Here is a 24,040-nt window from a genome sequence, read left to right as displayed (position 1 = left end):
CTACTTTTCTATAAATTTGAATTTAGACCATGGATGAATGAATGGCAGCAAGATCAATTCTTCTTGAATAATATGCCCTACTTTATTCTTTCGCGGATCACTGTGGGGCTCTAAAACGATTTGCAGCTCGTTTTTATATTTGCCAAAACGGTCATTTCCAACGACAACATCTCCTACGACAAATTCAAACTCGGTATCATGTGCTTTGTTTTCATATTTTTGATATTTTTTTCGAACTTCCGTTGATCGTATCACTTGATCTGTGATGTCCCCTCGACGAACATGCTGCTCTTCCAATACGATTTGCCGTTCCACCTCATTTATATTTGCAACAAACTCGACCCTAAAAACAGTCTGGTAACGATCCAAATGCCCTAATGACTTCAATTCTTCTTCACTTGCGTATGCGTTTCCAATAATTATATCATCAATTAGATTTGTGGCAAACAAATGCTTAGCTGCTGTTTCTACAGAGAAATGGCGATGCATTTCTAAAGTAGGCAGTCCATCATTGATATCCCATGGTCCGATTCTACCTGATTGTGAGGTAATGAAGGCTGCCGTTCGAATACCGTTTTTTTTGAATCGTTCACTACTAGATTGGAAAAAATGATACGGTAAACCGGTTCCTTCTTGCGGATAAAAATTGTGACAGCCATATAGAAAAGATGTATTCGCCTGATGTGTCAAGATATTTTCTAGATAAGCGACATCGTTACTCATATTCAACTCGATGGCCAATTGATAAGGATTAAAAGTCAAAAGTGCTTCTTTTTTTCCATCAAATCCTAAGTCTAAACGAATACCATCTGCTCCTAATTTATGGAAGAATCCTAAATCGTCATAAGAAATATTCAGTTGTTCAAAAATAGCGGGCGAAACATCTAATATCGTTTCAAATCCTCTCTCTTTTGCAAAAAAGATCAATTGCTGGAATTTTTTCTGAACAACTTCCGGATCTTCCGAGATTTCAAGCATACTCATAAAAATCCTGCTGAATCCGTATTGATGGGCTGTTTCGATATACTCACGATCTTTTTGAGGATCACTGTGGTCTGGGTAAAGGGAAATGCCTAATGAACGTTTCATGATTTGTTCTCTTCTTTCTTTTCAATTATAGTCGTTCTTCGGTGACGCCATCTGTCAGAGTGAGATCTGCTTGCTCTTTCGCTTGCTCCTCTGCTTCTCTGGCTAATTGCTGTTTTTCAAACACTTTGAAGAATGGATAATAAATAGCCAAAGTAATCAAGAAATTACCAATAACCAATAATCCTGCTGCAATACTCCAGTTCGTGCTCATCCAAGCAGCAATCGGCGCAGGCATCGCAAATGGCAGACGCGCAACCATCATTGGCACGACACCACTGACAGTGAGAATATAAGACAGAGTCGTCGTCACAAGAGGTGCAAGAATAAATGGAATTCCTAAAACTGGGTTCATCACTACTGGTGCACCAAAAATCATTGGTTCATTAATATTGAACAATCCCGGCAGAATGGACAAACGTCCTAAGCTTTTTAAATACTTGGATTTAGAAAACATGAATAAGACGACTAACGCAAGAGTGGTTCCTGCTCCGCCAATCCAAACGAACCATTGTAGAAATTGTTCAGTGAAAATATTCGGCATGGCGTTAGCACTTGTCCCTGCATTAAACGCATCAATATTTTCAGCAATCGAAATATCCCAAAACGGACGAATAACCGGACCCATAATCGCTGGGCCATGGATTCCTAATACCCAGAAGAAACAAATCAGGAAGACAGTCAAAAGACCGCCAAACAAGCTGTTACCCGCTAATACACCTTTTAAAGGCATAAGTAGTTGACTCAAGAATCCATTTAAATCGAACCCAAGCATATGGCGGATGATCCAAAAGAAAATCAAGATAACTGCTCCTGGTATCAATGCCACAAAAGAATTTGTTACTTCCGGCGGTACACCATCTGGCATTCTGATGGTTATTTTTTTCTCAATAAAAAACCGGTAAATTTCTACTGAAATAATTGCTGTCACGATAGCTCCAAATAATGAGCCCGATCCTAGATTAGCAATGTTAATGTAACGTCCGGCTGTGACTTCCCCCATATCTTCTAAAATACGTGTAGGAGGAGCTGCTACGATCAGAAAAGACATTAATGCCAAGATACCTGCTGTTAGGGAATCGAGTCGATAGCTTTTCGCCAAAGAAGAAGCTATCCCAAATGTCGCATAAAGAGCAAGGATACCAACAGTATAGCGAAAAGGAATATCTAATATCTCACGGTATGGCTCAATGACTGCTGCAACTGATTCAATTGGGATGTTCAGTAAAATTGTAAAAAATGATCCTACGATTGTCAGTGGCATAGTGGCAATGATTCCTTTTCTAATGGCAGTCATATGTCGCTGAGTACCAATACGATTGGCTACGGGCATGATTTTTTGTTCGATAATTCCTATAAATTTATCCATCTTCTTTCTCCTTTTATAACATTATAATGTTTACAAGTGAATAGTAACACACTTCTCTGTTAATTGTAAACGCTTTTCTAACAATCTCTCCTTCTTTTGCTGTTTTCTTTTTAGAAAGAAAAGGAGATATGACAAAAGTCGTGCCACACTCCCTTATCCAGAATAAGTGGTAATCCAGAAACAGCCGTGTATCTGCGGTAATAAGCCTAACCAAACGAAAAATATGAGAAGCTATTTTTGTTTGGTTGTTCTTAGTACTTGATGCAGGGCAGCTTTTTCACAACCTCTTTTTTTATTTATGTTTCATAATCAATATGGTAAGGATGCAGATCCGTATGGTAGACCGCCTCCGAATATTCAATCATTTCCCCAATTTGCGTAGACGATTTCCGTATCCGTTTGATGCCGATCTGTGCGTTTGTTTTCAGAATTCCTTGTTCTTCTTCTGTTAAAAATACTGCAGAGAAATCATCAGAAAATGAGTCAATAGTATATCCTTTTTTCGTCAGCAAACGATACAAAGATTCTTTGCCAAATTCTTCTCTGCTGAATTGCATCATTTCTTGTGGAAGATAATGGACAAAATAAATATAAGGCTGATTGTTCAAATAATATAAGCGCTTAAAACAAACAGCTTGCTCACCGAAAAAGGAAAACAAAGGATCTTCCTTCTTTATATTGACCAATTGCAAATCCAGCGTTTCTTTCCGGACTTCATATCGGGAGTTCTCCAAGATTTGCGTAAAGCTTGCCGCTTTGGATAATCGATTGTAAGGACGATTGCTTAGAACCGTCGTCCCACGACCACTTTTCTTTTCGACATATTCATCTGATGCCAGCAGTTCGATTGCCTTTCGGACAGTGATTTTGCTGACTTGAAACAGTTCTTCTAATTCACTTTCTGTCGGCAACATCGAACCGACTGGATATTTTCCTGAGAAAATATCTTCTTTAATTTTATCTGCGACTTCCAAGTATAGTACACGTGTCCTTTTCATAACGTCACCCTTTGCTTTACTATTACTAAAAGAATAGCACATAAAAAATAAAAAAAGAACACAAATCACATGTGAGAAGTGTGTTCTTTTTCATTCAGCTGCTTTAATTACAAGTTTACGCCATTTGAGGCAATTACTTCTTTATACCAATCAAAAGATTTTTTCTTTGATCGATTCAGTGTCCCATTTCCTTCATCGTCTAGATCCACATAGATAAAGCCGTAACGTTTACTCATTTCTCCTGTTGATGCACTGACAAGATCGATACATCCCCAAGGCGTATAGCCCATCAAATCTACACCGTCTGCTACTGCATTAGCCATCGCTTCGATATGACGACGTAAATAATCGATCCGATAATCATCAATAATCGTGCCATCCTCTTCCATATGATCAATGGCTCCAAGACCGTTTTCAACAATGAATAATGGTTTCTGGTAACGATTGTATAATTCATTCAATGCGATTCTCAGCCCTTCTGGATCGATCTGCCAGCCCCATTCACTTGCCTCAAGAAACGGATTTTTTACTCCTCCCAGCAAGTTCCCTTCTGAAGTTGCTGCTTGAGGATCAGTCTCATTGATTGCCGTAGACATATAATAACTAAATCCGATGTAGTCCACTGGATATTCTTTTAGCAACTGGAAGTCTTCTTCCGTTTGCTCTAATTTTTCCGGATCGACTCCATATTTTTTATGGGTACGCGCTGTGTATGCAGGGTATTCTCCACGTACTTGGACATCCGTGCAGAAAAAATTGAATTCTTGGTTTTGGATCATTGTTGCTGCCTGATTGACTGGATTGGCATCGATGCTGTAAGTTGTTGCATAGATAATCATGCAGCCGATTTGGATATCCGAACGCAATTCGTGGCCGATTTTTACGGCTTTGCTACTTGCAACGAATTGATTATGCCATGCTTGGAAAATATTTTGGTACTCTCCTGCTCCATTGCTTTTTACTAATCCTTGACTTAAAGCTGGAAAGTGAAAGGCCGAATTGATTTCATTGAAAGTCATCCAATATTTGACTTTACTGCTGTATCTCTCTAATACTGTCTGAGCAAATCGTTCATAGAAGTCGATCAGTTTTCGATTTTTCCAGCCACCGTATTCTTTTGCCAAATGAAGAGGCATTTCGTAATGAGAAATCGTGATCACAGGTTCAATATCATATTTTAAGCACTCATCAATCAGCTGATCATAAAATTCTAATCCCGCTTCGTTAGGAGTACCTTCGTCTCCATTTGGAAAAATCCGTGTCCAGGCAATCGAAAAACGATAACATTTGAATCCCATTTCCGCAAACAAGGCAAGATCTTCTTTGAAACGATCGTAATGATCGATTCCGCGATGATTCGGGTAAATATATTTTTCTTGATCAATCGTCCAGTCAAATTCTTCACTGCCGATAATCGCAAAGCGCTGCTTACCTCCAGGCATAGCATCTGCAACGGATAACCCTTTTCCGTCTCGATCATAAGCTCCTTCTAATTGATTGGCAGCGGTTGCGCCACCCCATAAAAATTTTTCTGAAAAGCGTGATTGCATCCTGATTTCCTCCTTATTTTACAATTGCTAGAACATCTTCGTTTGCAATAATCTCTTTTTGGTCTAATTCAAGTATATCGGCAAATGCATCAGTATTCGTAATGACAACTGGAGTGATTACGCTATAGCCAGCTGCTCTAATTGCTTCGATGTCAAAACGAATCAATAAATCTCCTGCTTTGACGAGATCCCCTTGTTTGACTAAGATCTCAAAGCCATTCCCATTTAATTCTACTGTATCCATCCCGATATGAATCAAAATCTCCGCTCCGTCAGTCGTTGTGATCCCTACAGCATGTCCAGTTGGGAAAATAGTCGTTATCTCTCCGTCTGCAGGTGCAACTAGTTCTCCTAATTCTGGATCAATAGCGATACCTTTTCCCATCACGCCAGAAGAAAAAACTTGGTCTGGTACTTCACTCAATGGCAGTACTTTACCCGTTAAAGGACTTTTTAAGGTATGCCGTGCTGAAGTAATCGGTTCTCCTGCATTCGCATGTTTGTTTTCTAATTGATTGTCTTGTGTTTGTTCGTCAAATCCTAAAATCAATGTACCTACGAATGCAAGAACAAAAGCAATTCCTGTAGCTATTACTGCTACTGTCACATTTGACTCTACACCATCCACCGTACTAATGAAAGTCGGAATTGTCAATAAGCTGACCAAACTGCTGGAGAAAGCTTTTACTCCGGAAAATCCGATAATAGCTCCACCAATACCTCCAGAAATACAAGCGGCAATGAATGGTTTCTTCAAAGGTAATGTCACACCATACACAGTTGGTTCAGTGATTCCAAATAACGAAGTCACTGTAGAAGAAATCCCTAATGCTCGAAGTTTCGTATCTTTTGTTCGCAATGCTACAGCTAAAGCAGCCCCACCTTGTGCCAAGATGGCTGGAAGAAGCATTGGCATCAATACATCAAACCCATATTGTTCGATATTCAAGAACATGATTGGTACGAATCCCCAATGCATGCCGAACATCACGAATACTTGCCATAAACTTCCCATGATTAGACCTGCTACGATTGGACTAAATCCATAAATCGAGTTGAAGAGACCGCCTAAAGCATTACCGGCAACCGTCCCGATTGGTCCTAAAGCAAGAAATGTTAATGGAACCATCACTACTAAAACGACAAGCGGAACTAAAATCATTTGCAGAAATTGCGGAATCACTTTTTTTACGAATGGCTCTAATTTACTTTGAACCCATACCGCTAGAATGATTGGTATGACAGAAGAAGTATAACCAGATGGTGAAAGAATCACTGGGATCCCAAAGAAACTGATAGCTTCTCCCGCACCAGCAACTGCTGTGATAGCTGGGTACACAAGTGCCATAGCAATTGCTACTGCTAAAAACTGGTTGGCTTTGAACTTTTTAGCTGCTGTAAAAGCAAGCATGACAGGTAAGAAGGTAAAGACACCATCTGCTGCAGCAAACAATATTTGATAAGTACCGCTATCAGCTGTCAGCCAGCCCATCACCGTTGCCAATGACAAGAATCCTTTCAATACCCCGGCGGCTGCCATCGCCCCTAGAAAAGGTGTAAATATACTAGAAATGATATCAATTAGACGATTCAAAATATTTTTGGACTCTTCTTTTCCATCCTCCGAAACTGCAAGACCTTCCTCATCCACGATCGATTGATAAACATCTGCTACATTACTGCCAATCACTACTTGATACTGACCGCCACTTTGGACGACTTGGATCACGTCCGGGTCTTCTTTTAACTTTTGCGTATCTGCTAAAGATTCATCTTTTAATCTGAATCGCAACCGCGTAGCACAATGTACTAAACTTTTGACATTCTTTTGTCCTCCTACCGCTTCCCATACACGACGACCAACTGCTTGATTATCCATTGTTTTTTCCTTCTTTCTTTTTTATTTAAAAAATAAAAACCCAGATTGAAAAAAACAGTCACAAACATTCGTGAACCTATTTTTTCAATCCAGGTTTTGCCTGCCATACAGTAACAATCCTTATGATTGGATGCTTTTTTTCTCACTTACTACTCTTTGAATATGAATCGTTAAATAAATCTGCTCTGCGATCCCCATTTCCTGTTTTTGCGTTTGTCGAAGATACTCATTGATCCGTTCGACACAGTGAAACGCTTTTGGATACTTTCCTTGAACTAATGCGTAGAGAAATTCATCTTGTTCGTCAGATCCTTCCCCTTTGAGATAACGCTGGGCAAAAAACTGCAGATGAGTAATGATACGCTGATAATTCAAAGATTCTTCATCGAACACGATGCCGAAGAATTTACTGATGATACTCAGTATATCTCTTACCATTGTGGTAGCGGTCATCGTCACTTGCATGTCTTCGTTTCCTTGTTGGCTATTCACAAAATGAAAGGCAATAAAACCGGCTTCATCCTCAGAAAGTTCCACACCCGTCTTTTGTTTCACGAACAAAAGAGCCTCTTTCGCTGCTTGATATTCTTTCGGATAAAATTTTTTTGTTTCAAATAATAATGGATTAGGCAGTTGAATATTTTCTTTTGCTCGTGTGATCGCATAATGAAGATGATCGGTCAATGTCAGATAAATATTAGGCGAAAATTCAACTTTTAGTTTATCTTCAGCCAGTTCGACTACTTGCTTGACCCATTCGATCTCCTCTGCCGGAATATCAGCCATCAGCTGCTGGAATTGGTTTTTAGCAAAAGAATCTCTTAAAACAAATTCTTTTTGGACAGCTTCTGGCGAAATCTCGTCCCCAATCTTTTTTTGAAAGGCTAGTCCTTTTCCCATACAAACGACTTCTTCCCCGAATCCATTTTTCGAAATGACGACGTTGTTATTCAAAATTTTATCAATTTTCATTTTGCTTCGCCCTCTCAAGAAAAATAAAAAAACCTAGAATTCGCCTACTGTTTCTTAGCTGAATTCTGGTTTTGCCTGCCGTACAGTAACAATCCATTTCTTATTCAAAATCATCATACCATCGAATTTTTATTTATGCAAGCCTTTTCATATAAAAAATAAAAAAACTGGAACACAAGTCTATCTAGAGAACAACCAAATCAGAGATGCACCTCTTTGCGTTCCTCTTTTTTTCAGCAAATTGGTTTTTCCTTATCGATTCATATCCTTTGGCTGTTTTTAATCTGTAACGACTTATGTCCCAGTATCCTAAAATGTTTTTGTCTCTAGATTGAAAGCAGATCTCATATCATCTGTCGCATCTTTTATCGGTGTAACACTTTCCAGTTCTCCTTGTACAACTAGTCGCGTGACGGCATCCATGTCGCCACAAGTAATTAGTGTGACAATTTCTTTTCCCTCGACTTCATTCAGTAATTGGGTATCTGTAGGAGCAACTTTTTCTTTAAAAAATGTTTTGTATGTATACACATTTTCTAAATCTGTCAAATAGATCTTGGCACCCATCTCTAAATTTTCCAGCGGTGTAAACAACAATTCAGGGTTCGTTGCACGATGGCTTGCTAAGGCATAATTTCCTTTTCCCATTTCTTGATCTGGAGATAATGTTCCTGCTCCGTAAAGTAGTGACGTATTATCCAAGCCTTTGAAAATCGGTAAATTGATTGAAACTGAAGGGACTGCGATACTAGCAATCACTGGTAGATCTGTTCCTCTCATCTGCGACCTCATGACCCCTTCTGTCGTCATTGGTTCTACCGCATCAAAGTCAAAACTGACATCTTTATCGTTATTCTTTTTCAGTTCTTCTTTTGTTACATTCGCTATAGCATATTTATCTCCTGTCTCTCTGACAAGATAATCCTTGATCTGTTCATTGAAAATCAAAGCTAGTCCTACTAATAACAAGAGGAACAAGAGGATATTGACTAGCCATCTTTTTGCTTTTCCTTTTTTTTTCATTTTCTCTCCCTCCAGACTCATTTTACTGTTTTTCTTTTGCTCTTTCCAACAGCCGAATGACACATTTCTACAACTCTGTGTATTTTTTTCGTACACCTGCGCTTTTTTCTACAGGATATTTCAAATTATTTTTGATCAATTTTTCTTCAATGATCTCATCTAGATCCAGCTGAAGGTTGTCTGCCATCATGTATGAATAGATCAATACATCTGCCAGTTCTTCTTTGATTCGTTCTAATTGTGTTTCTTTTACTTCTTCCGGCGTTTTCCATTGAAAAAGTTCTAACAATTCAGATGCTTCCAATGAAATAGAGATAGCCAAATCTTTTTCGTTATGAAATTGTCGCCAATTACGTTCATCTCTAAACTGGTTGACTTTTTCCATGCTATTCATTTGCTTGCCTTCTTCCAATCATTTCTTACTTGATTAATCATACCATTTTTTTACATAAAAAATAGATGATGCTTTTAAAAAAACTCCTGTTTTCTTTTATTTAAAATAAATGTCATAGAAAATCAGTAATTTAGGTAGCCACCATGTGTATGCAGTAATATGACTTCTTCCCCTGAGGCTTTTTGTTTTTCGATACGTTCTTCTCCCCAAACAGACATCGCTACTAGAATCTCTCTTAATGATTTTCCTTCTTCGGTGAGCGAGTACTCTACTTTAGGCGGGACTTGGTTATAGACTTTTCGATGGACAATGCCATCTTGTTCTAACTCTCTTAACTGCTGGGTCAGCATTTTTTGTGTGATCGTAGGGATTTTCTTGCTTCTCCACGCCTAAAATAAGCGATATTGCTCTTCCCTTTATCTGGTGTAAGCAAAGCAGTTAGCATTTTGACGATCGTGGGTTCCGCTTTTCACTTCTTATCTACTTAGTATCATGAAGTATACTTTCGTACTAATACTAAGTAGCGAAAGTGTCAACTACTTTGTTTAACTACATAGCAAAAGAAACAGAAGGGTGACAACGGTCATCACGCTTCTGTTTCTTTTGAATATGCTGTGTTGTTGTCTCTATCTCCGTGTAGACTTTCCTCAAGCTTATCCTTTAACAGTAAGTCAGTAGGCTGATTTGCTCTTTCTAGATGCCAGATACATTTCTACAAAGAAACAGTGATTCTGCTTTGAAAAATCGATTTTTAGTTCTGCATTTTCGTAAACATCCAGCATTTTTTTCGCACTGTATAGACCTAACCCGCCATTTTTTTTAGAGGTTTTTCCTCTTTTGACCATCTCCGATAGCGTCAAATTCGTTGGATTTGCCTTGTTCGCTATACTAAAACGTAATCCCTCTTTTTCTTCCAGCAGATTGATCGTAATCGGACTCTGATCGGCTACACGATGATCGAATGCGTTAGAAATAAAAATAGATAAACAGCGAATAAAAACAACCAGATCAATCGGGATTGTTTTCACTTCGACAGGAATAACTACTTGGATCGGGATTTTCTCCGATTCTGCTTTTTCTAGAAATTTTAAAAAGACACCCCTGACAGCTGGGGATACAATATTTGTTAGCTGTTGTATTTGCGGTTTTTCAAAAATAGCTGCAGAATGATCTTCTAAGATTTCTAAAAATTCCAACGTTTCTTTTTTATTTTCCTGAAGAATAATTTTTAATGAAAACAGTAGACTTTTATAATCATGTTTGAATTCCTCTAGATGATGGTAATATTCTTCATTTATTTGATACAGTTGAAGCGATTCCTGATGTTGTCTTTCTTTTACTTGGAAACTGATCAACATAATGGAAAAAAACAAAGAAAAAAAACTGATGACTATCGACAAAAGAGATAGAAGCAGATAATTAGATGAGCGGAAGTGAACACTTCCCAATACCAAGTAAATCACGCCCCAGCTTAATAAAATACAAATACCTCCAAAATAGTGTTCAGTTGGATAAGTAAAAAGCAAGTTGAGAAATCTCGTCTGTTTGTCTATACTTTTTACTAATAGATAGAAAATAAATGCGATAAGTAGTGCAAAAAAACTTGCTGTTCCAAGATGTCTCTTTCCTAAATAATCCATCAGATCAAAAACCAGAAAAAAGCTGAGTCCAGTGATAGCAAAAAAAAGATTACTGATCAAACAGCTGATAAACAGGTTTTTCGTAGTAAAATAAAAAAGAAACATCAATAATAAGCCAACTAGGTAAGGAAAGCTCACTTTAGGGATAGGAAGTAAAAGTGTCACCACCATCAAAGCTATACAACCAAAGCTGTTTTTTACTAGCAGTTGTTTCGAAAAGAATAAATAGATACCTAAATCTAAAATCAAAGTAAAGGTCAAATAAAGTGTCACTGTTGCGACCATCTTATTCCTCCATTGTTTTGTTTCAAAATGTACACATATTTTTTTAATAGGAGCCTGCATATGAAAAAGTATTTTATCATAGAAGATAACCAGTTTCACAGCGAATGGATCATCAAAGAATTGGTCAATCATCATATCGAGAATATCGTGCAGCTCACTTCTGTCTCTCAAATCAATCAGTTGATCCAGTTGGGCACTATTGATAATCACGGTGTTTTCTTTATCGATATCGACTTGAAGCAATCACTCACAGGTATTGATGTCGCCGAACAAATACGTAAAAAAAATGCACATAGTAATATTGTTTTTTTCACCGCTTATACGAATTTTGCAGTAGAGATCATCAATCGGAAAATCCTTCCGATTGGATATATCAGAAAAGACAGGAATTTATCTGAACAAATTCGTCAAGTGCTAGAACAGATCAATTGGAAAGAACAGCAGATCGTAAATGTCGATAAAATCTTTATTGATCAAAAAGGTGGAAGTCTCGTCCTGTATCCTCGGGAAATTTTATATATTGAAAGTATCAAAGGTTTGAAAAACCAAGTTATGGTCAAAACAACTACAGAAGATAAATTAGTGAATACTTCTTTAAAACAATTGAAGACAGAGTTAGAAAAGTATGCTTACTTTTTACTATTAAAATCTTACTGTATCAACTTATCGCAATTGCAGAAAATTGATTCTGCTCATTATGTGTTAGAATTTTTCAATGGTGACTCCTTACTCGTTGGTCGAAAGATCTTTGAAAAGACAAAGGAACGTTTCCATGACTTCCAAAAAACTGCTTCGAGTTGATGAATAAGAGCTGAGACGTAAGCATAGCAGATTTCAGGGAGTAGGCCTTGAATCGGCTCCACTCCCTGAAGTCATTGATTTGATTTTACGCTTTCCCTTCTGTAGGAGCATCTGTTAACGACCATGTGAATGTTGAAACGTAGTTGTCTACGGCATAATTGGATACAGGAACAAATAATTCCACTGATTGTCTCCCTTGTTCCACATTCTCTCCTAATGAATAAATCCATGTGCCAATCCCTTCATTTGCTCCTGCAGTTACTAGATCTACTGCCTGATCTGCTGGGATCTCAATTCCTTCAGCGCCAGTACCAGAAATAGTAGATGGCGTTCCACTGCTATTAGTTGCGCTATTTCGAATCACGGCGTTTTTGAATTTCACCTTTGAACCAGTTAGTTTATTCGTATCAGATGTTGTACCAATAAATTCTGTTCGTTTGACTGATAGTTTCCAACCGGCATAATTTCCGCTTTTATCCGTTACTTGTACGAAATTCTGTACTTGTGTTGCTGTCCCTGTACTGTCCGTTCCGTTTTGTAATGCAGCATATACTGTTTTTGCTGTACCTAACTTGATTGTTCCAAAATCAAGATCTGGAGCTTGGTCAATCGTCAGTAATCCGGATGTTCCCTGATTTGGTTCGTCAGGTGTAAACGGCGTATCGGGATCATTTGGATCAACAGGAGGAACTGGAACAACGTCTTCAGGATTTGCGGCATCTGGTTTTGTTACAGAAATCGTTCCTTCTGTAGTGGCTGAGCTCTTATTCTCAGCAAAAACACTTTGTGTACATAATAATAGACTTCCAGCTAGAACGGTACTTAATGCAATTGTTTTTTTCATTTCTTTTTCCTTCTTTCTTTTAAAATAAATAATCCAGCAAATAAGCCAATAAGAATGACTCCAACAAATATCAGCCATCGCCAGTCAAATGTTTCTGGCTGATTTTTTAAATCAATATCCTTTTCATTCAATTGGTCCGCTGCATCATCAGTTATTTCAAAATCGGTATGGAGATTCCAGCGTTTTTCTTTCCAAGCACCCTTCACAACCGCTTGATAATGTCCCGGAGCTAATTTTTTTCCTTCTAATGGGACAAGTAAATCAAAATTTGTATTGGGTGCTACATCTATTTTTTCTTTTTTTATTGAAAGGTAAGGCTCTTTTGTTTCTTTTTTGTAGATTTCAACCGATGTAGTCAAGCCGAACATATAAGAAGCATTTGGATTTTGAAGATTCGCCTTAATCACATTTCTTCCATCGCTTTGATCCGCATAAGCTTTTTTTAATTTCAAATCTGGGGAAGACTCTTTTTCGCTATTTCGAATCAAGATTGCTTTCACTTGAGAAAACTGATTGACGACACCAACTGTACTTTTGTTAGAAACGTTCTCTTTTTTTTCTTGAAACGTGATCCCTCCTGCGACCACACCAGCCAGCTCTTTTTCTGGCGCTTTCAGTGAAAGTGTCTCAGTGACCGCACTTTGAGGAGGAACAGTTATTTCTCCCACTGTTTTTGCTAAGTTTTTCATATCATAACTTAATGTTTCATCAAATTTACTTTTTGATTCTCCATATTCGATCACACCGTTTGAATTCGTCGTAGCGGAGTGGATCAATGTCTCAACTGTTACTGATTTATCTGTTCGGTTAAAGACCGTGTAGGGGATTTCCTGTGTTTTCCCAGGCTCCATCCTTACATTTATATATGTTTTGTTCTTATCAATCTGATTAGCCGGTAATTCAAAATCTACCGCAAAATTGAATTCGGAGGCATGGACAGGTGTCTGCCAAAGGATGAATCCAAGGAGAAGGATCAGAAGTAAAGAGCAGTTGTTTCGATGACTTTTATTCCATATTCGATTCATCAATCATCCTCCTTGATCTTTATTCTGTCGGCGCATCTGCTAATGTCCATGTTATCTCTGCTGAGTAATTACCAGCTATCTGATTTTCTTTGGTTAAGACAAGTTTAAACGCCCGACCGTTATTTAAATATTCTGAATAATCTGCTTGCACATTCGTTGAATTTTGTCCTCTGACAATTTCCAGTTCTTCTTCATTCACTAATTGATACTCCTCAGCTTTCTTGAAATATAGGACATCCTGCATAGAAAATCCTGCATCATTTGTGAAAGGCTGAGATAATTTTATCGTTAAGATCCATGGACTTTTTGTTTCTCGCTGATCATAAATCCATAATTTTTCCTGCCCATCCATTTGGCCAAATGCTTCTTGTATCAAACCAGTTGCTTTGATCTGACCAAAATCGAGTTTGGAAGGGGCAAGAAATGAGAGACCACCTTCTACTACGATCTTCGTAGCAGGTGCAAAAGGCGGGGCATCATGATAAACAACTGGCGTATCACTTGGATTGTGATTCCCAATTTCATCGTTGGTACTTGGCTTGTTCTGCACACCCTTAGCAGCAGCTTCTCCTGCTTGGTCGTTTAATACAATTTCTAATACATCTCCTGCAAAAAGTTGATTTTCTGGGATAGAAAGAACAAATTTCCCTGTATCATCAATAGTTGTTTCGGACAAAACAGCTTGATTTTTTTTCAATGAAACCAAAGCTCCTGCTTCACCTGTACCTGTGATTGAGCGAGAAGCTGCATTGATCAATGTGGTACTTAAATTAGCAGGTTCAGGGGGAATCACATCGACTGTCGTTTTGGCAGAGTCCAGTTCTGTCACTTCTTGGCCGCCTCTTACTTTTTTAGCAGCAACTACTTGCACTTGATCCCCCGTTGTTAGTCTTTCTTCGTTGGGTACTTGAACTTCAAACAAACCGCCTTGTTCGCCTTCTCCCCACGGATTATATCCTGCCCCTTCATTTTCATCTGTTTGTCCTTGTGTGAGAGCAGTAATTTCTACAGGTGATTTCGTCGTATCTGCATAAGTAATACGTAAAGTCACTTCTACTTCGCCTGTCCAAGCATCTCTTGGCTTTGCCTCGACACCTTCGGGAACAACGACATGCCCATAGATTTTTTTATCTGCATTCGTTGGTACTCTTAAGGATTCAATCATCGGAAGCTGGTTATTGGCACTGATTCGATTATAATTTTTCATTCCGGCACCTGTCTGAGCAAATTCATTTGTTAAACCTGCACTAGGGCTTGATACAAAATTACCTAAGTCGGTTCCATTGATCGATAAGTCTGTCATATCAGAAAAATAATCCGGATCTTTTTCAAAGTTATCGAACGTTGCTCCTGCCTTTCGCCATAAAGCAATTTCTGAATGAGCGATCTTCAATGAAGAATCGCCATTTCCTTGAAATACCCAGCCACCTATGCCATTAGTCTCGCTTCCGATCCGTTTGTTTTGGAAATCGAAATAGGTAGGAGATTCTAAGTCTACATTCAACACATCCCCACTGATGATGCCAGTCTTATCTTCCCCAGTTTTCCCGACCATGACTAAATAAGTTTTTTCGCCAGCCATAAAGTTCAAATCAATATCTCCAGTTGTATCTACGGTAGCTCCGGAATCTGCGCGTATATCGATATTTGATTTTTCTCCAGTAACCGTAAAATCAGCTGACCCTGGACTTTCTAGAAAACCAGAAGCGTCATAAAATTGGATCGCTTGGTTTCCTTGATTGAGTCTGTTCACATAAGATTTGCCATCCCCTGCATTTCTTACCTTCAGTGAGCCTCCATTAGTTACTGTTAGTTTTTGCGTACCGTTCTCAAAACGAACTGCGCTAGAACGACCACTTTGCTTATCAATATCGATGACTGATCCGGCTCCTTCTACGATCAAAGAAAGTCCTTTCCCTACAAAACGCATCCCATTGTTTCCAGGTTGGTCGCCATCTCCAGCCATTTTAACCGAGATTTGTCCACCACTTGATACATGGATTTGACTAGAATCTCCTTGCAGGCGAAATCCGCCAGTAGTCGCTGTATTGATTGTGATTTTCCCATCATTCGACACAGCGACTCTTGATCCTGAGCCTCTCATTTGGATAATTCCGCGATTGTTGTCGTTGGTAATATTGATCTTTGTATTTACCGAAAATTCACTTCCTGAGCCACTGACTTCAAATGTGACATTCCCGGGTAGCGTATCGACAGCCTCTCCTTCATCGCTGACGCCATCTGCCCGATCATAGTCAAGAGAGACCTTTGAACCACTCAAGATATGGAGTCCTGGTGCTGTTTTTCCACTGCCCGTCTCATCACCTGAATCTAGAAAACCATAGAATTTTCCTAGATATGGTCCATAAAGCTGACTACCATTGATTACATTTAGCTGATAGCTTCTACAAAAATAAGCTTTACCCGGAGCGGCATTCATCCCTTCTTTCACTGGTTGGACATCCAATACACCGGAAACACCATCTAATGTGACAGTTGCACGAGGGGCGTAAATCAGGCCTAATTTAGAACCATCATATAAGTCAAGTTTCCCGGTAAATTTTATTTCTCCCGTAAAATGATATCTGTTTCCCCAAAAATCGGACATATAAGCAATGATAATGGCATTTCCATCGATATTTGGTATCAACCCACCTGGATGAGCTGCCGTTCCTTTAAAATTCTGAAACTCGATCGACTGAGGTGTCTCATTGATATAGATGTGATGTGTGCCGAAATTATGAGCAAGTCCGCCAAAATCGATAACGATATCTCGCTTGATCTCCAATTCCCTGTCTAAAGTCAAAGGCTGAGTTAAACGAATCTTAGCTACTGATTCGTCTGCGAGAAGCTGCGTCAGTTCTTCTGTTGTGGCAGCTTCGCTGTACCCATCCGCTGAAACAACTCTAACCTGTACCTCTTCACTGCTATCAGACGTTTGTTCAGCTACTTCTGAGGTCTCACTTGTCTTATTTTCTTCTTGCCTTGTATTAGAAGTAGGCGCCTCACTTTGGGATTCTGTAGTTTCAGAAGTAATTAATTCTTCTGAAAAAGTAGTCTTGTCAAAACTTTGATTCTCTGATTGCGTTGATTCGCTTGTTTTCTCTACATCGGCAAAAACGGATGTCACCATCAAGAGAGGGAAGACAAACAAAATCGACGCAATCAGCTTTTTTACATATTGATTCATTCTCCACCATCCTCTCTGACGTTTTGACAATTTTATTTTAACGTTTTAATTTATTTGTAATTGTACTTTCATATTTAAAATATGTATTTTTATGGCAAATTTTTCTGTTAGGTGAAAATTTCTTTTTTGTACAAAAAAAGGCTGTGACAAAAGTCTTGTCACAGTCCCTTATTCCGAACAACCGATGTCCTCCTGACAACTCTTCGGTCACAACATCCATTTTAACAATAAACCTGTAAATGTGAGGGTAACACTTTGATTGTCACAGGTAATTTATCCCCTTCATCTCCATCAACATTCGTCGTCAATTCTTCCTCATCAGCTAATGACACAACTAATTGCTCACAAGTAAGATAGGCTAGATTTTTCGTAGATTCATCTACTCCTTTTAATAGGTCTGGCAATGTTTTAAGCGTATCGATCAAAGAAGAATCTTTTAAATAAACCAAATGGAGCTTACCATCATCCACTTTTGCATTTGGAAGTAATGTTTCAAAACCGCCGACTGAGTTAGTTAGTCCTATCAGCAAGGTACTGCTCTCAATTTCTTCCTTCTTTCCATCAACTTCTACGTGAAACGAGTAGGATTGTGTGGAAGCTAACTGTTTGATTCCTGACATGAAATAAGCTAGTTTTCCAAATTTCGTCTTCTTCTCCGCATCTACATCATTGATTGCTTCAGGGATAGAGCCAATTGCGACGACATTCATAAAATAGTCGTCATTTATTTTTCCAATATCCAATGGCTTGACTGATTCAATCGAAAAATGATTGATCGCTTCCTCAGGTTCTAGCGGTATCCCTAATGCTCGAGCCAAGTCATTCACCGTACCCAATGGGAAAAATCCGAAATTTGGCCGATGTTCTTGTTCAGCGATTCCACTGATTCCTTCGTTGACTGTTCCATCTCCGCCCATGACAAACACACTATGATACCCTTCCGTAACCGCTTCGCGAGTAAAGTTTTTTGCATCCCCTGCTTTTTTTGTATGCAAGACGACCACTTCATCAAACACCGATTCCAATTTTGCTATCGCTAATTGCTCAAATTCCTTTGCTTGTTCACCGCCTGAACTGGGGTTTACCACTAATAAAACTTTTTTCATCACTTTCTTTCCCTTCTGATTGATTTCTTTAATATAACGATAGCATAAAGAAAAAAATTAGGCTGTGATGAAGTACTGTTCATGAAACATTCATTTATTTTTTGACAAGATAAAACACCCATACTATGAAACTGAGGAAAATTAAAACAATGATATAGGAAATAAAAGAAAATGATAGGCATTGTATACCTAATAAAGTAAAAATCTTAGGTGGCAGATAAAAACACAAAAATAGCAAGAGAATGTAATAGCGTTTCTTCCACTTTTTGTTATCAGACCTTATAGCGATCAGAGGAATACCAAATGCATAACTGAAAAACTCTTGATGTACTGTTAATATGTCACGACCTTGAATAATAAATGCGACAATCCCCGCTATAATTAGTGTGCCTAACACCAAAACGGAAAATTGATGAATATATTTTATATACAAATGATCCATTGTACTTCCTGCCTTTTTATTTGTGAGAAAAACAAATCCGTATACGTGAATAACTTCTAGAAATAAAAGAAATTTGCAAAACCACTCCATTTATCTACTTCTACGTGCATTTTTTGATATTGTTTTCTTTATTTAAGATTATACAGAAAAATATCTAGGGTCGCTGGATTCTAAGTAAAAAAAATTTTTAAAATAAAAAGAACTAAATCAAGTAGTAATTAAACTACTGTTGAGTTAGTTCTAATAAAAAGATTTAGATGAACAGTTTTATTGATTTAAATAGTTCATATTTTTTATTTATACCGCTTATTTACTACTTGCTGTACTAGAATCTGAAGTGAATGTACTCAAAACATTTTCAAAGTCTTTGTCTTTGATTTTTACATTAGCGTCTTTCAATACTTCGCCAATTACTTTATTCTGGAAGGTACTGTCACTTAATTTTGTGTCTGTTGCAATTTCTTTCAATTCTTTTTTGTATTTATCCATGTCGTTGCCTTTGTTTTGGTTTTTCACCATTTTAACCACATAATATTCCGTAGTATAAGTTGAAGCATTGGTAGAAGTGATCACATCAGAAACTTGACCATCTTTCAACTTAAAGGCTGCTTCTTTGACTTCTGCCGGAACCGTTGTAGTAGTGGAATCAAATTTCACTTTTCCGCCATCTTCTTTTGTCGTAGTATCAGTTGACTTATCTTTGGCTAATTTAGAGAAATCGTCTCCCTTATCAGCAGCTTTCTTCACATCTTTTGCATCATCTTCACTTGCTACTTGGATAATTTGAGCTTCCACTTCTGGATGGAAAGATTCCCAAGCCGTTTTTAAATCTTCATCGGTCAATTTGATATGTTTCTTTAGACCTTCTTGAAAGGCTAGACTTTGTTTGATACTGTCTTTGAATGTTTGTTCTGTGTAACCTGCAGATTTCAATTGTGAATCAAATGAATCACCCAATTGTTTCTTTGTTTGATCATATTGGGAATCTATTTCTTTGGTTGATACGTCATCTCCATATTTATCTTCAAATACTTGATAAACGATCAACTGTTGCACAGCGGAATCTGCTCCTTGCATTTTTTTCAAGCTATCCATTACTTCTTGTTCGCTGATTGTACCGCCTTTATAACTAACGGCTGTTTTTTCACCGGCATTCGTACAGCCTGACAATAAGCCAGTGCCTAGTACGATGGCAAGTGCTAAAAATCTTTTTTTCATTTATCAATTCTCCTACTTTTCGTTTTTTGCGAATTGCTAAAAACAAAGGTGTTCAAGATGAAAATCATCAAGAACACCTTTACTAATCTGCTCGATACGTCCTGAATAGATATAAGGCTACACAATCCAGAAAGTTCGCTCAGCAGAATAAATGTCAAGTAGCACATCACACCTTAATATACTACTTCTTTTGTTACCGTTTTTCAAGTCTATCTTGCGTTCCGTATTTAACGTAACTAATTCTTAGAACAAATGTTATCGATTTTGTTTTTCTTCTTCCGCTGCTGGGATATTCAAATCAGACACTTTTATGTTCGATTTTCCAGACATTTTTTTGTTGTTTTTATTGAAAAAAATTTGATTTTTCATTTGTTTTCTAAAGCATGATCTTCTTGTTTCCTATTTTGGTCAGATATGGATCATGCGTGACCACGATAACTAACGTACCTTGGGAAGCCTGTTGCGATAAGATTTCAACGACTTGCTCCTTATTTCGTTTATCTAATGATCCAGTTGGTTCATCGGCTAAAATGATTTTGCTATTCTTCAATAAGACTCTCGCACAGGCGATTCTTTGCTTCTCACCACCAGATAATGTGTAGATAGGCGTACTTAGTTTCTTGTTTATATTTACTTTTTTCAATGCCTCATACTTTGCTGTTCGCTTATCTGAAACATTTAAATTCGAAAACTTCAATCCAATATCTAAATTAAAATCGATTGTTTCATATTCAATCAACCCAAAATCTTGAAAAAGAATAGATATGGTATTTCTTTTTATCAAGCGCTTCTCTCTTCCAGTTAAATGTTTTGTTTCTTGATTAAATAAAATTGCCCTGAACTGAATTGATCATTCAATCCTAATATATTCAATAACGTACTTTTACCTGCTCCACTTTCTCCAACAACAGTCACAAGATCCCCAGCATCCGCAGTGAAACGATCCAAATGAAGAATCGTTTTGTTTCGAATGATTTTTTTCGCACCTTTTATCACTATCAACGGCTCCACTTGTTAACCTCCATTCATCAGCAATAACTGACTTTTCTTTTCTGTAGACAAAATAAAAACAACTGAAAGAATAAAATCAATGAAACTAAAGAAAAAAATATTAAAAAGATATTTAGGCTCTCTTTCTATAAGAAAAAGGAAGATTACACTTGTCGTCCCCCATTTGATGAGGTTCATCATGAAGAAATCTTTATACGTTTCAAAGAGCGAATAACCACTTGAACGAAAGATAGCGATTTTCCGACAATTGTAGACAAAATATATGCATAACATGACATAGCTCAACAAGAAGAAAGAAAAGAAAGTGAGTAAAAATATCTGTATCAAGTAATGAAATGATCTGCTTAACACTTTGACAGCTATCTCTTCAGTCTGAGTATACGGAAATGATAACTGCAAGTTATCACGTAACTAACTTTCTTCAATCAGCTCAAATAACCTTTCTTTCGACAAAGAGCCTATCTTGATCTTTAACGGTGGATAGATTTCTCCGCTGAGAATATTTCTTTCCCAATACGTACTGTTTTTCAATGTCAGTATTTCAACAACCGGATAATGTTCGATCCAGGGGATAGAAGGAATAAATGTATAAATGGGCTGATTGTTTTTTATAAATAGAAATTCCGGTTCTTTTTCACTGATTTCTTGATAATATTCTGTTATTTGCGCCAGGTCATTTTTTAAATCTGTATGTCTATATCGTTCAGGGATCAATATAACAGGGTGCGTTTCTTCTTCGGTTATTTGGATCAACCTTCCAGAGACATCAATTAAAGGAAATTTCTTAAGATAATTCAGATTTATTTTTATCCCTCTGCCAAACTGTTCGTTTTCTTCATTCAAGTAATCTGATACATTGACTAATATACTTCCGTTTTTATTCAAAGTTTCATATAATTCCTGATCTGTTGCTGATGCAAAACGATTGGAATAAATAAAATCCACGTGGTTTTTCCCGATGGTTACTGGATAAAACACATAATAGTCTTCATCAGCGATTTCTTTTGGAGGTTCATGGGAAACAGCTAACTGTGAAGAAGAAAAAACGATAGTTGCTAATTCGACATTGGCAACGGTCAAAAGAAGAGAAAACAACAAACCAAATGTAAAAAGAATGTATTGGATATAGTTGAACGCTTCTCTTAACGAAGCGATTTTTTCAACTAATAAAAGAGAAATCAAAGAGATACCATATATTCCGCTGAACAAGAAAACGTACATCTGGAACAAATAAAGAAATTGCTCCTTATAATACATAAAAATAAAACCACCAATGATTCCTGCAATTATGAATGTAATAATGATTTTCTTTTTCCCCAATAAACACCACAATACTTGATGTAATGAAAAGCCATTATTCAATAATAAACTGATTTCTTTATTCATCAATAAGAAAAAGGATGATAACAAAAGGAATAAAAGAATCAATCCAATAGTTAAATACACTCGATAATTATATACGTCTGTACTTGAAATAACCGAATACGAATAGCTATTTTCAAAGTCTTCAAAAATATTAGTCGCATAATCAGTGTGAAATGCTTGATTGAATCGATCAGTGAATAGTGAAATGAACCGTTCATAGTCTTCTTTTTCTCTCGTCATCAAGAAAAATTCACCTTCAAAATCTTTTATTTTGATCGATTCTTCAATGGACGTTACGCGAAAGGAGGTATTAGAATAGGGTACCTTCTCGTGAGAAGATTTGACATCCCCTTGATAATACAATGTCATTTCAAGCTTTGGCTGTATCTTGAAGTTCCAAGATGTATCTACTTCATTGGATTCATTTACTGTTTTTTTCATATAAGAAAGCTCAGTTTCTGATGAGACATTTTCAAATACCATGATTAGCTGCTCATATTCTTCTTGCCCAATAAAATGTTGTGGCAATCGAATCGGAGTATAAGTATCTGTTTGATGGAAAAATTCATTTGTCCGATAGAGTACCTGTTTATTTACACTAACCAAGGCAAAACCACTCATGATACCGATTACTATGATTGTGAGTAAAACTGTGAACTTTTTTTTGATTATCACCACTCTCCCTTACTTAAATGATTCTTCGATAAAATCATACCGTTTTTCATCAAAAAAACGTATCTATCAAGTGTATAGGTCATGTAGAATAAATCTATATACTGTAGAATCGAAAGGAGAAGAAGATGAACATCGGAGAAAAAATACGAACTTACCGCAGAAATTGTAAGCTTACGCAAAAAGAATTAGGCGAAAAAATCGGTGTTTCCGATAAAACGATTTCTAGTTGGGAAAATTCTCGTACAATGCCAGACCTTGAAATGCTGTCACTTTTACATCAGACTTTAGGTCTGCCGATTGATTTTCCTTCTATTGAATCAGCTACCGAATCAATAGAACCAACATTGCCAGACGAACCTCTTGTTATCAAGAAATCTTATTCATCAAAACAACCCTTCTCACTCAAAAAGACACTATCTTTCTTTCTGCTCGTCTTTTGTTTGGTCTATCTTTTTCTTATCAATTATCAATACAAAAATGAAACGATTGATCGATTCAATCCTTTTTTGAAACCACAAATCGGCTATACCACACTCCATGTAGGATACGTGGACAATTCCATCGAACATTGGGTATGTAATGATATCTTTGGCCATGGTACATGGCTGTCTTTTCACGCTGGAGAGGTAGAAAAAGGTAAGAATCATGCTGTAATCAAACACAAAGGAAAACACGTCATGAACGTTCGCCTGCTCTCTTGGGAAGCCATTCCCCCAGATTACCAAGAAATTCTCAGCAAAGACTATGACGATGCCTTAAAAAGAAGCCCTCAGGAGCCAGATAGGCATTAAGTAGGAGATGAACGTAGAGATAGAAAAAATCAATGCACATGATCTTATCAAAAAAAAACAGGGGTACAAATTAATTGAAAAAGCTTTGAGATGAAAGTTCCTAAATAAAAAAGTTCAGAATGATAGGTATTTCTGGCTTATAGTATAATATTTACGCCACAGCCTCCCAATGATTCTTTTTGGAATCATAATCAAGGATGGACATTCACAAAAATATTTTGCTCATTCGATCCGAATAGATTAACGACCAATCTAGTAAGTAATATAGATTGGTACGTAGTCAAGCTGCACATAATTTAGATCAATTTTAGTTCTTTTTTATATTTCTATGATCTGCTCATTTACTTTTATATGATGGCTTACAGTAACATAAATA

The 24,040-nt window shown here is 37.3% G+C and carries 17 protein-coding genes and 3 pseudogenes; 2 read left to right on the top strand and 18 right to left on the bottom strand.

The features are described 5' to 3' along the window. The 10 genes and pseudogenes from OS138_RS00100 to OS138_RS00055 all read right to left on the bottom strand — a co-directional run bounded on the left by OS138_RS00100 (nt 1) and on the right by OS138_RS00055 (nt 11,196). Nucleotides 1-1,089 carry a DUF871 domain-containing protein gene (locus tag OS138_RS00100; protein ID WP_002291136.1) on the bottom strand — a complete coding sequence of 363 codons (1,089 nt, stop codon included), beginning with the start codon at nt 1,087-1,089 and terminating at the stop codon, nt 1-3. Nucleotides 1,090-1,114: 25 nt separating this feature from the next. Then, complete coding sequence (locus tag OS138_RS00095) at nt 1,115-2,455, bottom strand: PTS sugar transporter subunit IIC (protein ID WP_002323610.1); 1,341 nt, start codon at nt 2,453-2,455, stop codon at nt 1,115-1,117. A gap of 296 nt (nt 2,456-2,751) precedes the next feature. Beyond that, the gene (locus OS138_RS00090; RefSeq protein ID WP_002291138.1) at nt 2,752-3,453 is read right to left on the bottom strand and encodes a GntR family transcriptional regulator; all 702 of its coding nucleotides are present in this window, start codon (nt 3,451-3,453) and stop codon (nt 2,752-2,754) included. 107 nt (nt 3,454-3,560) lie between these two features. Next, nucleotides 3,561-5,003 (bottom strand): glycoside hydrolase family 1 protein, encoded by a 1,443-nt coding sequence (locus OS138_RS00085; RefSeq protein WP_002291139.1) that lies wholly within the window; start codon nt 5,001-5,003, stop codon nt 3,561-3,563. 13 nt (nt 5,004-5,016) lie between these two features. After that, on the bottom strand, nt 5,017-6,882 hold the full coding sequence (locus tag OS138_RS00080; RefSeq protein WP_002333802.1) for a beta-glucoside-specific PTS transporter subunit IIABC: 1,866 nt from the start codon (nt 6,880-6,882) through the stop codon (nt 5,017-5,019). A gap of 120 nt (nt 6,883-7,002) precedes the next feature. Further along, nucleotides 7,003-7,854, bottom strand: coding sequence for a BglG family transcription antiterminator LicT (licT, locus tag OS138_RS00075; protein WP_002291144.1), 852 nt, complete (start codon nt 7,852-7,854; stop codon nt 7,003-7,005). Nucleotides 7,855-8,163: 309 nt separating this feature from the next. After that, nucleotides 8,164-8,877 carry a class A sortase gene (locus OS138_RS00070; protein ID WP_284598573.1) on the bottom strand — a complete coding sequence of 238 codons (714 nt, stop codon included), beginning with the start codon at nt 8,875-8,877 and terminating at the stop codon, nt 8,164-8,166. Nucleotides 8,878-8,944: 67 nt separating this feature from the next. Continuing rightward, the gene (locus tag OS138_RS00065) at nt 8,945-9,271 is read right to left on the bottom strand and encodes a nucleotide pyrophosphohydrolase (RefSeq protein WP_002291148.1); all 327 of its coding nucleotides are present in this window, start codon (nt 9,269-9,271) and stop codon (nt 8,945-8,947) included. 122 nt (nt 9,272-9,393) lie between these two features. Continuing rightward, a pseudogene (locus tag OS138_RS00060) lies at nt 9,394-9,648 on the bottom strand (winged helix-turn-helix transcriptional regulator); the annotation flags it as partial. Between the two features lie 294 nt (nt 9,649-9,942). Beyond that, nucleotides 9,943-11,196: a GHKL domain-containing protein gene (locus OS138_RS00055; RefSeq protein ID WP_002291152.1), complete on the bottom strand. Its 1,254-nt coding sequence runs from the start codon at nt 11,194-11,196 to the stop codon at nt 9,943-9,945. 60 nt (nt 11,197-11,256) lie between these two features. Between OS138_RS00055 and OS138_RS00050 the strand changes: the two genes are divergently transcribed. Next, nucleotides 11,257-11,997 (top strand): LytR/AlgR family response regulator transcription factor, encoded by a 741-nt coding sequence (locus OS138_RS00050; RefSeq protein WP_325069571.1) that lies wholly within the window; start codon nt 11,257-11,259, stop codon nt 11,995-11,997. 85 nt (nt 11,998-12,082) lie between these two features. Here the strand turns inward: OS138_RS00050 and OS138_RS00045 are convergent, their stop codons facing one another. The 8 genes and pseudogenes from OS138_RS00045 to OS138_RS00010 form a co-directional block, all read right to left on the bottom strand. Continuing rightward, complete coding sequence (locus OS138_RS00045; RefSeq protein WP_002291155.1) at nt 12,083-12,841, bottom strand: WxL domain-containing protein; 759 nt, start codon at nt 12,839-12,841, stop codon at nt 12,083-12,085. Next, a complete protein-coding gene (locus OS138_RS00040; RefSeq protein WP_002291157.1) occupies nt 12,838-13,866 on the bottom strand; it encodes a DUF916 and DUF3324 domain-containing protein in 1,029 nt (342 codons plus the stop codon). The genes OS138_RS00045 and OS138_RS00040 overlap by 4 nt, the downstream gene beginning before the upstream one ends. A gap of 19 nt (nt 13,867-13,885) precedes the next feature. Then, nucleotides 13,886-17,056 carry an Ig-like domain-containing protein gene (locus OS138_RS00035; RefSeq protein WP_325069570.1) on the bottom strand — a complete coding sequence of 1,057 codons (3,171 nt, stop codon included), beginning with the start codon at nt 17,054-17,056 and terminating at the stop codon, nt 13,886-13,888. A 221-nt stretch (nt 17,057-17,277) separates the two neighbouring features. After that, nucleotides 17,278-18,162 carry a diacylglycerol/lipid kinase family protein gene (locus tag OS138_RS00030; protein ID WP_010728140.1) on the bottom strand — a complete coding sequence of 295 codons (885 nt, stop codon included), beginning with the start codon at nt 18,160-18,162 and terminating at the stop codon, nt 17,278-17,280. Nucleotides 18,163-18,256: 94 nt separating this feature from the next. Continuing rightward, on the bottom strand, nt 18,257-18,694 hold the full coding sequence (locus tag OS138_RS00025) for a hypothetical protein (RefSeq protein ID WP_002321308.1): 438 nt from the start codon (nt 18,692-18,694) through the stop codon (nt 18,257-18,259). A 216-nt stretch (nt 18,695-18,910) separates the two neighbouring features. Further along, the gene (locus OS138_RS00020; protein ID WP_002288548.1) at nt 18,911-19,822 is read right to left on the bottom strand and encodes a peptidylprolyl isomerase; all 912 of its coding nucleotides are present in this window, start codon (nt 19,820-19,822) and stop codon (nt 18,911-18,913) included. A gap of 376 nt (nt 19,823-20,198) precedes the next feature. Further along, nucleotides 20,199-20,833: pseudogene (locus OS138_RS00015) on the bottom strand (ABC transporter ATP-binding protein). A gap of 3 nt (nt 20,834-20,836) precedes the next feature. Next, nucleotides 20,837-22,819 (bottom strand): annotated as a pseudogene (locus tag OS138_RS00010) (DUF1430 domain-containing protein). 179 nt (nt 22,820-22,998) lie between these two features. Between OS138_RS00010 and OS138_RS00005 the strand changes: the two are divergent. Beyond that, nucleotides 22,999-23,664 carry a helix-turn-helix domain-containing protein gene (locus tag OS138_RS00005; protein WP_070828548.1) on the top strand — a complete coding sequence of 222 codons (666 nt, stop codon included), beginning with the start codon at nt 22,999-23,001 and terminating at the stop codon, nt 23,662-23,664. The last annotated feature ends 376 nt before the right edge of the window (nt 23,665-24,040 follow it).

It is taken from the genome of Enterococcus sp. E5-37, assembly GCF_035726925.1.
Taxonomy (GTDB): Bacteria; Bacillota; Bacilli; order Lactobacillales; family Enterococcaceae; genus Enterococcus_B; species Enterococcus_B faecium.
The sequence above is the reverse complement of the archived record's forward strand: the minus strand, read 5'-3'. Positions and strand labels throughout refer to the sequence as shown.